Source organism: Leptospira tipperaryensis (assembly GCF_001729245.1).
GTDB classification, from domain to species: domain Bacteria; phylum Spirochaetota; class Leptospiria; order Leptospirales; family Leptospiraceae; genus Leptospira; species Leptospira tipperaryensis.
In genome coordinates, this window is the sequence record NZ_CP015218.1 from 58,057 (window position 1) to 71,761 (window position 13,705).

Genomic DNA, 13,705 nt, shown 5'->3' on the forward strand with positions numbered 1-13,705 from the left:
GATTAGGGTTTGGGTTTACTCGAAGCGGATCTGGATTTTGTTCCTCCCGCCGCTTCGAGAAGCGGTATGATCGCAGTTCGTTCATAAGCGGTTGCTAATGATAGCGCCGTGTAACCGTCCACTTGGTAGTTCGGATCCGCTTTTTTCTCCAGAAGAATTTTTGTGAGTTCGGGAAGATCGAAGTAAACGGAAAGATGAAGAATTCTCCAGCCCTTACTTTCCGTATTCGGATCAGCGCCTTCGCTTAACAAACGGAGCGCCGTTTTCAAATCCTTCTTATATGCTGCCTTGATGAGGGCATTGTTTTTGGAGGTTTGTTCCTCCGGAGTCAAAGAAACGGGATTGTTCGCGGGTTTTGTTTCTTCAGTGGTCGTTTGGTTGGAAAGTTTTCCGTTCGGGTTCCCGGCGAATGCGTAGTCGAAAATCACTTTGGCTTCTTGAACGCCCCTATGATAAAAAAGTTTTCCGCCGGAGAATTCAGGATGATCCAGCTTTGTAACTTCGGAGAGTTTTGTCTGTGTGTCATAGACTCCTCCGAAATTCTTTCCCGTAAAAAGATCCGCGATGATACTCTGCGCCGTCCAAGGCGCCCATGTCGCATAATATCCTTGAAAGCCTGCCTTTAAAAATGGAGCCGAATACATAGAAACTCTATATTTTGTTTCCTCAGCGTCTATGACTCCCATATCATAAGCCATGTTTCCCGCGGTGAAACAAGCACCGAGAAAGAGAACCACCGCGCCCTGGGCCGGCTTTAGAGAATTCTCCACCTCGTCATTGGAAACAAATTTTCCCTTTAACGCAAATCCCCCCACGTATTTCTGATGAAAAGGGGAGTTGGTAAGATTACTTCCGATTCCGTGTCCCGCATAGAGGACGATGTTCGCACCTTTGATTGCCTCTTTGATTTGTTCCCAAGGTGTTCGCGGGCTATAAAATTCGGCGACTTGTACTCCGCGAGATTTAAGAACCTTTGTCACTTCTTGCATATTCTTAATATATCCTAACGTGCCGGGTCCATTGTCTCCGTCCACGTCTCCGACCAAGGCGACTGCCTTATATCCGTTTCCGGAAATTGCCGCGTCCGGTAAGTTGGCGCGCTTTGATATTTTGAGGAGGGATTCTCCGATTGCATGGTTGGGATGTTCGCCTTCGGAAAGAATCGGTAGGGCAAGAAAGGTGAGCAAGAGGATCTTTGTAAGATTCATAGAGGAAGTAATGTAAGAAAGAAATTTCCAATGTCAAGGAGAAGTAGGTCTTAAAAATGTTTCCGGTGAGAAAAAAAATTCTAAAATTGGAATCGTCGAGAAGTGGATTGGGAACCGTTCCGGGTATGGATATTCTTTTTTTAAGTTCGGAAAATAAGATTCAATCTGCGTTGATCGAAGGTGAGTTAGGAACCGACTCGATTCTGATTCCGCTTTCCTACTGGGATGTGTTAAGCGCCGATGAAAAGAGAATTCTTCGGAGAAAGCTCCCGTATCTTTTAAGGAAATATACGAAGTATGTGAGTTGTCTGAAGAGATTGCATTGGAGAGCGGGGAAGATTAAATACAATCGGGGCGTCGGGAAAATGAAGAAGATGAGTATTCGAGTGAATACCGGGGCTTGGGCTGTTTTGGGGGCTCTTGCGGTCGCACATGGGGTTTCGAGGTGTTATCTTTTTAATTATATGCTTTGGTTAGACGACGTTGGAGTCGGAGATTCTGTCGTGGAAACTTTAAACCAAGGAGTTCCTAAGTTTCACGGGTCCTACAGAATGATCTGGACGCTCGATTTACGACAAAATCTCATCTCACGAGAACTGGACTTCGAACCAAACCCAATGACGGACACTTTCCCCTATCACCTGCAGCCCAACAGCGCCTAACGTCAACCCAAACTCGCAAAAACAAACCGCCCCAACCCCTCAAGGACTCGAACCCACTTCGAGCCCCTCACCTCCCCACGAACATTACTCGACGCTTCTCTCCTCACCTCTCAAAAGAACTCTGTTCAAAATCGGTTTCACCTTAGGATAAGAATCTTCCCAAGAAGAATCACTCTCCAAAAGATTTCTCGAAGAAATCGAATCATCCGAAGACAACTCGATCTCCAAGGACCTGGAAGCGCCACCCGAAGGTTTTGTAAAATTCGACAAGACGTCTCCGCCTTTGATAATCGAATGTGAAGGAGAATTCAAAACTGCGAATATAATATGTTTTGCATATGTCAGGCCCGCTCTTGTCCTCGGAGAAGAAAGAGGTTCCATCGGAATCCAACCGAAGGACGGGTGCCAGACTTCCGCAATCTTATGATTTAGTTCCACCTTCGTAGAAACCGGAAGCCAGTTCCAAGCGAGCCTCGCAGGAATCCCGGCGCTTCTCAAGAGGGCGATCTGAGCGTAACTGTGTTCGGTGCAAGAACCGTGACCGTTTTGAAGAACGTTGGGCGCCGCGTCGAAACGACCGTCTTGTTTGTAGACCAGATTTTTCGTGATATGTTTATAGACCGCTTGGATATAACCTTCCACACTTGCCGTCTCCGATTTGAGTTGATCGCGAACGGAAGTGATTCCTGGATCGTTGATCAAATAGACCGATTTATCTTCTAAGAATTGATTCCACTTCCGATCGACCTTCCAATCCTCCCAAGAAGTTTTGAAATTGGAGAGTCCGGAGTCCAGATTGAATCTTGCGATCTTCGCGGAATAGACGACTTCCGTCCAAGACTGACCAGCGGATAAGGTGGGAATTTTTACAAACAGAGTTCGATTTCCTTGCGCGTCTTCCTGAAAGGAGCCGAACTTTGTAACGGATTCTTCGCTTAGAATCTGCGATGCTGTTTCTTTAGGAGGAATCGCAACCGCGATTTCGGATTCCGGAGAATCCTTCTCCTTCGCAGTAACCGTAATGGAGAATGAAATTTTTTCTTTCTTCGGAGCAAAACGATAACTCAGATTCCCTTTGAGAATCTGGTTTCCAGCGACGACGGGATAAAACTGGTTTCCGATCTTGATTAGATTTTGATAATATCCTTTATCCGGATCCATCAACGCGAAGTCGTTTCCTCGACAGGCCAACTTAGGAGCCAGTTTTCCGTCGATCTTAACCGAAAAACGATCTCGTATGGAGTTTAGAATCGGATTGTAAGAATGGAGATTAGAATCTCCGTCGTTGTTCCAGAGAAAAATTTCCTTATCGGAGCAGGCATAAGCCTGAGCGATTTTTGTAATAGGAACGTTCTTACTTTCGATCTCGTTTCCGTTTTCTTTATCATAAAAAGTGAATGTGTTTCCCTGGATCCCGAAAAGTTTTTCCTGAAAAAAACCGATGGACGTCCAACCGGAGTTCGTCGCGGGGAATGGAACCCTTCTCTTGACTTCGAAAGAATCGATATCGATTACTGCGATTTCCTTTTTCAATCTCGCATAGACTTGATTCTTAACCTTGTCCCAAGCCAAACCTCGAACCGGTTCTCCGAAATCGATTCGCTTCGAATCTCCGTTTTTAAGATTTCGCAGAATCAAACCGTGACTTTCTTTTCCATTTTCACCCGGAAGAATCGCGGGCCAAAAAAGCCAATTCCCCGCGATCAAGGCTCCTTGAAAACTCCGGACTTTTTCATCGATAGACGGAGGAACGATCTCTGTATAATCTTCTTTTTCAACGGTCTCCCAGCCTAATACCGGATAGGCGGACTGAGAAAAAAGAGGGGCGGTCGCAAAGGCCAAACCAAGAATGAAAAGTGGAAAACGAGTTTTGAAGGACATGACAGGATCCGACTCGAACAAAGCTTTGATTCCAACTTTTCAAAATTCTAAAAACGGGAATCTAACAAAAAATCGAACCGCCAAAATCCAAAACGATCGACCGCAAAATCGTATCGAAACAAAGAGCTTCTCTCTAAAACCGAAAAGAGAATCTGTAAGAGTTCCTACAAGCCTCTTACCATTTCGCTCTTTTTAACGACCTCCGGAGATTCTTTCCGTAGATTGAAAACGGAGGAGTTCCCACACTTACAGATTTTGGAAAAGATGAAAGGCCGATCCAAATTCTAAAATAAAAAGAATTCAGAGGACCCGCTTGGAAAGAATTTTCGATCGTTGCCTTTCGACTTCCGAAACATCGAATCCGAAATTTTCAAAGCAGCCCTTGATAATCAGAAAGAGCGACAACGCGAACTCAGGCTTTCAGATGTCTTTTGATTTCATCCAGGGCAAGAGATTCTAAGATTTCAAAATTTGTGGAGCTGGAGTAGGGAAGATTTTCGATCAATCTTAGACCGAAGTTTCCGTAGTCGTTCTTGATCCATTTTTTGAGTTGAAGAAGAGTTTCTTTCGAACGATCTCCGGAAGGAACTGCTTTTCGAATAAATTCCAGAAGTTCTACGATCCCGACCTTTGTTTTTGTGGAAGTTTTAAAAACGGGAGGAAGATTTTTTCCCGGCATCATATCTTTTAAGAATTCCAGAGTTGTAATCAACATGTGATAGCTCGAATTCGCGAGTTGTTCTTCGTCACATTTGTTCAAAATAAAAGAATCCGGAACTTCCATAATTCCACTCTTCATAAACTGAACCTGATCCCCGCCTAACGGTTGCAAGACGAGAAAGGAAAGATCCGTGAGCTTGGAGACTTCGATTTCGTTTTGCCCGATCCCGACGGTTTCAATAAAGACATAACGAAAAAAACAACGCAAAAGACGTATGACGTGATACGTGTAAGGATTGACTCCTCCGAGTTCGAGTTGGCTCGGTTGGGAACGAAAGTAGATTCTTTTTTCTCTCGCCGGAAGAGAAAGCCTGGTTCGATCTCCCAAAAGGGAACCGCCCGAGATATGACTCGAAGGATCGATCGCAACGATCGCCATCGTCTCTTCGTTTTTTTCTTTTAAGAATTGAGTCGCGAGTTCTCCGAGTAAGGAAGACTTTCCCGCGCCCGGAGTTCCTGTAAAACCGATGGTCAAAGAATTTCTTCCGGTCAAACCTCGATTGTAGAGTTCTTCAAAAAGATTTTTTCTGAATTCAAAAGAGTCGGTTCTTTCTAGACCGGAGATGAGTTTCGCGAGAGGAAATTTTTCTCCCTCTCGCGCACCCTCGATGAGTTCCGCGAGTTCTGTCTTAGATGGATTCACAGACATTTCCGAAGAGGACGCGTTATGCGGCTTTTACGGTTTTGGAAATGATATCGATGATTTTTTCCATCACGTCCATCAAATCGTAATCCTTCGGAGTAAAGATCGCCTTGACACCGAGTTTTAAAAGAGCGTCGAAATCTCCCGGAGGAATGATCCCGCCAAAAACGACGGGAATGTTCGCTTTGTAGTGTTTTAATTCCTGGAAGATCTGTTCCGCGAGTTCTTGGTGAGAACCCGAAAGGATCGAAACTCCGATCACGTCCGCGTTTTCTTCCACGGCGGTCTGAACGATTTCCTCCGGTGTTAAACGAATTCCGGAATAGATCACGTCAAAGCCCGCGTGTTTTGCGGAAACCGCGATCATTTCGGCTCCGTTGGAATGTCCGTCTAACCCCGGTTTGCCGACTACGATCTTCGGTCTAGAACCGTTTGCTTTTAAGAAGGCCTCGACTTTCCCTCTGACTCTCGTTACCTTTTCGGTTTCTAGATTGAGTTTTTGTCCCTCGACTCCGGTAGAAGGTCTGTATTCTCCGAAAACGGATCTTAAAACGTCGGCCCATTCTCCCGTGGAAACTCCGGCCTTGGCGCATTCAATCGAAGCGGTCATCAGATTCTTATTTGCTTTTGCGTCGGCTTCGAGATTGGCAAGAGCGGTCTTTACTTGATTCGCGTCTCGTTTTTCTTTTGTCTTCGCCAAAACTTTGAGAGTTTCTTCCGCGGACTTAGGATCCACTTTGAAAACACCACCGTCTTGGTCGGTCATCAGAGGGGATTCGATTCCTTCGGTCCACTTGTTCTTTCCGACGATGATGAGTTCGTTGTTGTTGATCTTTGCGAGACGTTCCGCTTGCGATTTGACGAGTTGCGATTTCATATAACCGTTCTCGATCGCCTTGATCGCTCCGCCCATATCCAGAATTTTTTGAATTTCTTTGTAGGCTTCTTCTTTGAGATCCTTTACTTTGCTCTCTACTACTTTAGAACCTTCGAATAGATCGGGATACTCTAGTAAGTCCGTTTCGTACGCGAGAACTTGTTGAAGTCTCAGAGACCACTGTTGATCCCAAGGTCTTGGAAGAGAAAGGGCTTCGTTCCAAGCGGGAAGTTGAAGCGCTCTACAACGAGCGTCCCGGCTCATGGTGACGCCTAACGCTTCGATGAGAATTCTCCAGGCGTTGTTTTCCGGTTGTTCTTCGGTGAGACCGAGAGAGTTTACCTGAACCCCGTAACGGAAACGACGATACTTTTCCTGTTTTACTTGATAACGATCTCTTGTGATCTCGTCCCACATATCGGTGAAGGCGCGCATCTTGCACATCTCTTCCACAAAACGAATTCCCGCGTTTACAAAGAACGAAATTCTTCCCACGCACTGTTCGAATTCGTCCGGAGTAAAACAGTTTCTTTCTTTGATCGCGTCTAGAATTGCGATCGCGGTTGCGAGAGCGAAGGCGAGTTCCTGCACCGGAGTTGCGCCGGCTTCCTGCAAGTGATACGAACAGATGTTAGATGGATTCCATTTCGGAATGTTTTTCAAACTGTATTCATACATGTCCACGATCACACGGATGGATTGTGCGGGTGGGAAGATGTAAGTCCCTCTTGCGAGGTATTCTTTGATGATGTCGTTTTGTGTGGTTCCTTGGAGGAGTCCGATGTCCACTCCTCTTTCTTGGGCAAGGGCGACGTAAAGAGACAGAAGATACATCGAAGTCCCGTTGATCGTCATCGATGTGTTCATTTCCTCGAGAGGAATCTGGTCGAAGAGAATTCTAAAATCCTCAAGGGTGTTGATCGGAACTCCGACTTTCCCGATTTCGGGTCTTGCGATCGGATGATCGGAGCTGTAACCGCACTGAGTCGCGAGGTCGAAGGCGATGGAGAGTCCGGTTTGACCTTTGGAGAGGTTTTTTCGGAAGAGTTCGTTCGATTCTCTCGCGTTTGTGTGTCCCGCGTAGGTTCGGAAGATCCAGGCTGGCTCTTTGGAAGGCTTCCCGGCTTTGTCGTAAAGGATATGATCTTTATTTTCCATGAATTCTGTCCCGATTCGAGGTTCTCATTGTTACTTCAAAATGTGTTGGTAGAATTTCACCTCAATTTTTATCCTTGCTCTGATTTCCGCAAAAACCCTACGGACCCGCAATGGATTTAGAAAGAAGCAACAAAGCCAACCCAATCTACCTTTTTCTCTCGGCGATCGGCCTTTCAGTCGTGCTTTCCGTCCTTTATAACTGGTTCGGAGAACCTCTGAATCCGGAAGCGATGAGCGTTCTTGCAAACCTTCGTTCTCTTACGGAAGAGGGAAAATTTTTCTCCGATCAAGCTCCGCTTTCCTTTTTCATTCTGGATTTTTGGAAATCGATCACCGGGCTCAACTATACCACGGCTTTTTATTCTCTCTCCGCTTTTATTTTTTCATTTTGTATTCACGTGATCGGCCTGACTCTTCAGAGAGAAAAATGGAAACCGAATCATTATTTGATCTGTTATCTTTCGGCTCTGACTCCACTTAGTTTTTCGATACCATTGTATTTTTATCCTGAGTTGTTCAGTCTTGCCTTTCTGTTGATTCTCTTTCTTGCATTTAGAATGGAAACTCTGGGCGACATATTCTTGCTCGTGGTTTGTATTCTAGGAAGTTTCTTTTCTCATTTCTCGGTGTTTCTTTTTGGAATGACCGTCTTTGTGATCAAAGCCGGAACCGTGGGAATCAGAGAGAGAAAAAAACATCAGTCCGTCTTTTTTAAAAGAAGAAACATTCCTCAACTCGTCTTGCTCGTTTATTTAGGAGTGCTTCTCGCACTTCTGACGATTCTGGTCAACGTAGACTTCTACGGACAAAATTCATTCGAGAGTTTTTATAAGCTGGGTTGGAATTATCTGATCAACCTGGGTCCGTTGTTTCTCATCCTCTACGTAGGAAGTTTTCTTTTGAAGTCGGAGAAAGAACTGAGTACGATCGGAGCGAGCGCCGTGTTGTTTGTGGCTCTTCTTGTTTCCGCATACTTTTCGGTGAAACCTACGACCGGAATCAACGCGACGAAATTAAGCGCGTTTACGAAGGATCTTGTAAATTTAAAGAGTAGGGAAGTGATTCAAGCGGAGGAGAAGATCTTTGCAAGCCCCGCTGTTTCGTCTTACGTATATTTTCATTCCAAACAAAGACTTGTTTCTATTAAACCGAAGGAATGGAAGAATCGGGACTATCTCTTTTTGGAAGAAGTCTGGCTCGCGGACAAGAGAGATCTTTTAAAACGATATAAGTTTAAGAATCCACAATATGTTTTTCTATCCGGAGAACAGATTCTGATTACTGGATTTCTTACAAAAGTGATAAGCGGAGAAAAGGAAAATACGCAGATCAAGATCCAGGTGGAAAAAGCAAATTCTCAACTTCTATCTAAGAATGGGGAGAAGGGGCTCAATCGTTTTCTGACGGGAATCTTTACATCTTCTGCGTTGAGTCCGGAACAGAACCCTTGAAGTCCATCTGGAACCAAAAGAAAAATTCAAAAGATAAGAATCCGACTTCCAAAGGTCAAAAGATCGCCGTCTCCTTATCGGAATATAAAGAAAAACTAAAGTTCGGCTTAAAAGGCAAAAAAGAAGAATCTTCCGAGGACGAGGGTTTGACGATAGGAGCCAACGGACTTCCTTTTGAAACCGCGTATTGGAGGGACATCTACGGTTCCGGGACGGACGTGGACGCGACATTTAACGCAAAAGAACACGCACGTTATGCGAAATCGATCCTCAATTTGATGGAGATCAACGTAAACTCGATCGCTGACTTCGGTTTTGGAAAAGGGATTCTTTTGAAAGAGATGGTAAAGATCTTCAAGCCCGGAAGGGTTCTCGCGATCGATCCTTCGGAGCAGATGCTCGACGAACTGATCGCGCAAAAATGGATCCGCGCCTGGAACATCTCCGTCTTAAACACAACCGTTCAAGAATTAGATTTGTCTTATTTTGTTCATCTTCCTTTCGATCTTGGAATTTGCAATTCCGTTGTACAGTATATCGAGGGAGATCTCAAACCGGTCTTCGAGAAACTTCATAGAATTGTAAAGTATCTCTATTTCTCCGTTCCCACAAAAGACGACTATATAAGAATGAAAAAAGAAATCTACTTTGAAGATCCCTACGCATTCGTAAGAACTAAAAAACAATACATGAAGATGATCGAACCTTACTTCCGAAGAGTCGGTTTTAATCTTTTGGAAAGTCGCCTTGTCGCAGATTCCCGTTTTACGGATCAATTGTTTAAGGACGAATAATCCTTAATATCCCTTCCCTCCAATCCTCACCGGATCGGAGTCAAAGGATTTCACCACTTTCGTCCTTAAAAAGTTGATCCGTAAATCTTCGAATCCCAACAGATTCGCATTCTTTAAAAAACTAAACTCATCTAAGTACAACTGACTGAACTCAGGACGAATATAACTGAGCCTCGCATAAATTAAAATCACAGAGCGGATCGATACAATAGCAGATTTTTTCTGAGATTTTTCATAGTTTCGCATTCAAATTATTTCTGAAAAATTGAAAAAATACATTCAAGTAACTGAATGTATTTGTTTTTGAACCATTATTTAAGACTAAAAAAAGAATCAGGACGTAATTCTCCTAACTCAAATACACGAGTTCCTTTTCCAAAATAGACTACAAACGTTAGGCTACGTTTTTGTAAGAATAAGTATGATACAGACCGCCAAGAACGGGTGTTGCAATTAGCTCCGCTTTCCCGTTTGCAGGCGGTTTCAGGATTGGAGACGGAACAGGACTGTCTTTATTTAGAGCGAGATGGGTTCGATGATGATTGTAGAAATGAATGAACTCTTCCAACTTCGTTTCCAAATGATACTGATTGATTGGAATGAAATAATCTAAAAATTCATTTCTGCACGTCTTAACCCAACGCTCCGCGTAACAATTTTGCCAAGGAGAATAACGGGTTGTCTTTTTGTGTTTGATTCCAAATCTTTCTAAGTATTTACTAAATCGTTTCCCGAATATGGGATCGTTGTCAGACAAGAAATATTGAATCTTCTTTCCTGACTTTGCTTGTTTTCGAATTACGAGTTTCAAAACGCTCTTCATCCAATTCGTGGTTGGGTTTGTATGAATATCAAAGTGAAGGATTTGTCTTGTCCCAACATGTAAAAAGAAAACTACGCGAAAGATTTCTTTAAAATTTGCCGAGTAAGAAGTAAAGGTATCGGAAACAATCATTGTGTCCGAATGAAGGGAATAGAACTGTTTCCAAGAAAGCTGTTTTTTAGGATCAGGAGGTCTTTTGGGGATGTATTTAGAAACCGTTCGTTCTGAGCAATTGTATCCTAATTTTTGTAAAAGGCCGTGTAGTTTTGTGGCACCCCAGATTCTGTTTTCTTTTGCGACCCTGCGAATGAGTTTAATGATGTCCCAAGGGATATTGGGTCTTCCCGGTTTTTTCTTTCTTGAAATCATTGCCCAGAAGATTCTGAGTTTGTTCTTTTTCCATTCTAAGAGAGTTGCAGGAGAAACAAGAATTAAATTTTCTTTCCAATCAAAATTGCAGTAAGAAAGTAACACAAGTTTCAGTCTTTCAAAAGGTGTTGGTTGAAACTTTTTGTTTTTCCGTTTGAATGCAGTTAACTGTAATTTGAGAATTAAAATTTGGTTGGAATGTTGGGTTTGATTTTTAAAATCCGAAAAGGATCGAAAGATTAAAATGCAGTTGAGAAGCAAGGAAAGTTCAAGTAGAAGCATCTGTATTGTTTTTATCGGAGAGTTAGATTATATCGTAATAAAAAAGCATTCGGAATTTGGCCCCGTTTCTATAAAAAAGATAACGTTAGGTCTGCGCAGCTGTGGCACGAATGAAGGTGATGATAACTTTGAATCCTTGAAAAAGAAATTACACGCAAAGAGTAGAGTAATTGTTAGAAGCCGCTCTAAAGATATCTATGAGAAGTTTTGTATTCAAATAAACAGATTCAAAATCCGAATGATCTTCTTCAAGAAGGTATTTATTTGAATCAAGAATTAGCTGAACACCAATCAAGCAACCTGTAACGTAGATATCGAAATTAAATTTAGAAGAAATACGAAAGTAGTTGTCGCCCGTTCAGACTTTTACATACTTTCAAAAGGAGTTGAATTTAGAGAATTTTTTCGAGGATTCGACTCAACTGCACCGGCGGTGCGAAGGAACGATTTTTGATAAAAGAAAGATCGTTCTAAGAGAAAAATGAATTTTGTAACTCCCGCGGCAGGGATGGAAGCGTGGTCAATAAATTGCGAGTTAGAGTAATACTTTTCATATCGATATTATCTTTCAATTTATTGACCGGAGCTGAGAGCCCGGTTTCGGGGAAACGCTACTCAAAGCCTTTTCTTTCTTCCTACTCAACATTCCAAAACAATAATATCTTTTCCCCGAAAGCCGCCCTGGCCTTTTCTTCAAGCATCTCCAAATCCGACAAATACGGTAACGTTTTAGTAGAACGTGGTGTGATCACAGCAGAGCAGATGGGCACTCTGATGACGAAAGACGGTGGTCATGACGAATTGATCTCGTTGTATGATTCGAACAAACAGGCAGCCATCGAAGGTGGTCCAGCGAGTCAGAAGCTTTGGGAAGACAGCACAAGCAAAGCAGTCGAACAACTTCGTAGCGAAGGTTTGAACATTGCAATGGGAGGTCAGTCTCAGAGCGGCTTTTTCAACGATCTGCTAAACAGCTTTCAGCGGTGATGGGCTATGCGACGGACGGCAATGGTGGATTGGATGAGAATGGTGCGTTTAGTATCAGTACCTGTTTTACAGCAGGGACATTGGTCCATACGAAGACAGGAACGAAGAAGATCGAGGAGATCCAAGTTGGAGACCAGGTTCTTTCTTGGGATGAGAGTGAAGATGAGTTTGAATATAATAGAGTATCAGAGACTTATATTCGCCAAACGGATAAAATTTATAAACTGACTTATGAGAACGGCAGTTCGGTTGAAACAACAAATACGCATCCATTTTATATTGATGGCAAAGGTTGGGTTAAAGCAGAAAAACTGCAAGTAGGCGACAAATCTATTTTATCAAACGAAGAACGCTTAACGCTTCATTCAATCGAGATTGAACTAAGACAAACTACTGTGTATAACTTCCAGGTTGAAAACGCTCACACTTACTTTGTATCGGATGTTGCGATTCTGGTCCACAACGCTGACGGTTATGAAAATATGGTAAACAGATATTCGGAAGCAAGGTTATCAATCGAAAAAGATTTTAGCCAATATCAGGAATTGAAAGATAAAACTTTGGAAGAATTTGTAAAGGCAGGTGCAGATTTATTAAAAGGAACTGCAGGATCGATATTAGGTGCCGGTATTGAGGGCGGGACTGCTGCAAAAGATTTAGCTGCAGATTCAAAAACAGGGCCACTTTATGAAGAGCTGATTGCACATGATGGAGAGATTGAGAAATCGAATTTCGAAAATGATGTAAAATTGATTAATGTTTCCAAGTCAGAAAACGAAAAAGAGATGAAGATACTTTTAGGAAATCGTACATTGGATAGTTTACGTGAAAGTGACGATCCAAACGATACAAAAAGGTATCTCAAGTATTCTCAGCTGGAGGGTAATAATTTGGATCTCGATAAAATGATGGCTAATAGGACTGAGAAATACAATACATATATGAGTAAGCTTGCAGACCTAACTGCGGGCATTAAAAATCGAGATTTTGGCGCGAACTTTAATTTTCGTAGAGAGTTGAATTTCGATGCAATTGAAGGTGACTCTCCGCTCAAACATTCTCAGATTGCATTGCAACAGTTGGCTGAGTTTTCGAATGATTACAGGAACTACTTAGGTTCTGCAATGGCGGACAGCGTTAGCGCTAAAACATTTGATGCACAAAAACTTGTGAAATCATATAATGATTATTTATTAAGTAGGGGATGGAGGCCAATAAAGTGAGTAAGAAAGGATCTATTGTCGGAATAGTGTTTTTGTTTTTGGTTGCATGTCCAAAACCTGCAAAAGCATGTACAGAATTTAATAGTAGAGGAACTTGTGTAACGACTGAAAAAATGCCAGATAATACCGTTGTACAAAAAGAGTTTAATAGAGAAGGAAAAGTTATAGAGGAATCAATCAGCTACTTGAATGGATCTGAGATTCGAAAGATTTTCGATCCTTCAGGGAATATTCAGAATATTATTAAATATTATAATGATAATGATGTCAATAATCGTCGAGTCATTGGCAATAGAGACGATGAGAGGCCAAGCGCTGTTGATAAACATGCGTATTTTAGCGGAGTTAAAAGACGCTGGATTGTAGAGAATCGCGTGAATGAAAAGCTGGAGGGTTCTTATAAGGAATTCGATATTACTGGTGTTTTAAAAATTCATTTAGAATTCAAAAACGGAAAGTTAAACGGTGAGCAAAAGTTTGAAAATGGCGAAAGTTTCTTTGTTTTTCATATGAAGAATGGCGAGTTGTTAGAGACATATACAGGTGCGAAACACAACGTTATTAGAAGAATAATTAATGATTATTGGTGATTGTTTTTGTGTCGTAGGCCAAAACTGCCATTTGTTA

11 protein-coding genes are annotated in these 13,705 nt (G+C 42.5%); 6 read left to right on the forward strand and 5 right to left on the reverse strand.

The genetic code is table 11. The annotated features are described in order from the left end of the window. Positions 1-2: 2 nt before the first annotated feature. On the reverse strand, positions 3-1,187 hold the full coding sequence (locus A0128_RS19615; RefSeq protein ID WP_245667268.1) for an ankyrin repeat domain-containing protein: 1,185 nt from the start codon (positions 1,185-1,187) through the stop codon (positions 3-5). Between the two features lie 146 nt (positions 1,188-1,333). On the opposite strand from A0128_RS19615, the gene A0128_RS19620 reads away from it, so the two are divergent. Beyond that, positions 1,334-1,870, forward strand: a complete 537-nt coding sequence (locus A0128_RS19620) for a DUF1564 domain-containing protein (protein WP_069609840.1) — start codon at positions 1,334-1,336, stop codon at positions 1,868-1,870. 84 nt (positions 1,871-1,954) lie between these two features. Here A0128_RS19620 and A0128_RS19625 read toward each other — a convergent pair whose 3' ends face one another. The 3 genes from A0128_RS19625 to A0128_RS19640 form a co-directional block, all read right to left on the reverse strand. After that, positions 1,955-3,751 (reverse strand): transglutaminase-like domain-containing protein, encoded by a 1,797-nt coding sequence (locus A0128_RS19625; protein WP_069609469.1) that lies wholly within the window; start codon positions 3,749-3,751, stop codon positions 1,955-1,957. A gap of 412 nt (positions 3,752-4,163) precedes the next feature. After that, positions 4,164-5,114: a P-loop NTPase family protein gene (locus tag A0128_RS19635; protein ID WP_156781941.1), complete on the reverse strand. Its 951-nt coding sequence runs from the start codon at positions 5,112-5,114 to the stop codon at positions 4,164-4,166. A 22-nt stretch (positions 5,115-5,136) separates the two neighbouring features. Beyond that, the gene (locus A0128_RS19640; protein ID WP_069609472.1) at positions 5,137-7,149 is read right to left on the reverse strand and encodes a protein meaA; all 2,013 of its coding nucleotides are present in this window, start codon (positions 7,147-7,149) and stop codon (positions 5,137-5,139) included. A gap of 110 nt (positions 7,150-7,259) precedes the next feature. On the opposite strand from A0128_RS19640, the gene A0128_RS19645 reads away from it, so the two are divergent. Both A0128_RS19645 and A0128_RS19650 read left to right on the forward strand, forming a co-directional pair. Then, a complete protein-coding gene (locus A0128_RS19645; RefSeq protein ID WP_069609473.1) occupies positions 7,260-8,600 on the forward strand; it encodes a hypothetical protein in 1,341 nt (446 codons plus the stop codon). A gap of 62 nt (positions 8,601-8,662) precedes the next feature. After that, positions 8,663-9,394: a class I SAM-dependent methyltransferase gene (locus tag A0128_RS19650; protein WP_156781961.1), complete on the forward strand. Its 732-nt coding sequence runs from the start codon at positions 8,663-8,665 to the stop codon at positions 9,392-9,394. 394 nt (positions 9,395-9,788) lie between these two features. Here A0128_RS19650 and A0128_RS19660 read toward each other — a convergent pair whose 3' ends face one another. Further along, positions 9,789-10,868 carry an integrase core domain-containing protein gene (locus tag A0128_RS19660; protein WP_069609476.1) on the reverse strand — a complete coding sequence of 360 codons (1,080 nt, stop codon included), beginning with the start codon at positions 10,866-10,868 and terminating at the stop codon, positions 9,789-9,791. A 762-nt stretch (positions 10,869-11,630) separates the two neighbouring features. Here A0128_RS19660 and A0128_RS22185 point away from each other — a divergent pair. From A0128_RS22185 to A0128_RS19680, 3 genes are read left to right on the forward strand one after another with little or no spacing between them, the layout of a single operon-like run. Further along, on the forward strand, positions 11,631-11,855 hold the full coding sequence (locus A0128_RS22185) for a hypothetical protein (RefSeq protein WP_156781942.1): 225 nt from the start codon (positions 11,631-11,633) through the stop codon (positions 11,853-11,855). Further along, a complete protein-coding gene (locus tag A0128_RS19675) occupies positions 11,855-13,078 on the forward strand; it encodes a polymorphic toxin-type HINT domain-containing protein (protein WP_069609479.1) in 1,224 nt (407 codons plus the stop codon). Before A0128_RS22185 ends, A0128_RS19675 begins: the two co-directional genes overlap by 1 nt. After that, complete coding sequence (locus A0128_RS19680; protein WP_156781943.1) at positions 13,075-13,668, forward strand: toxin-antitoxin system YwqK family antitoxin; 594 nt, start codon at positions 13,075-13,077, stop codon at positions 13,666-13,668. Before A0128_RS19675 ends, A0128_RS19680 begins: the two co-directional genes overlap by 4 nt. The last annotated feature ends 37 nt before the right edge of the window (positions 13,669-13,705 follow it).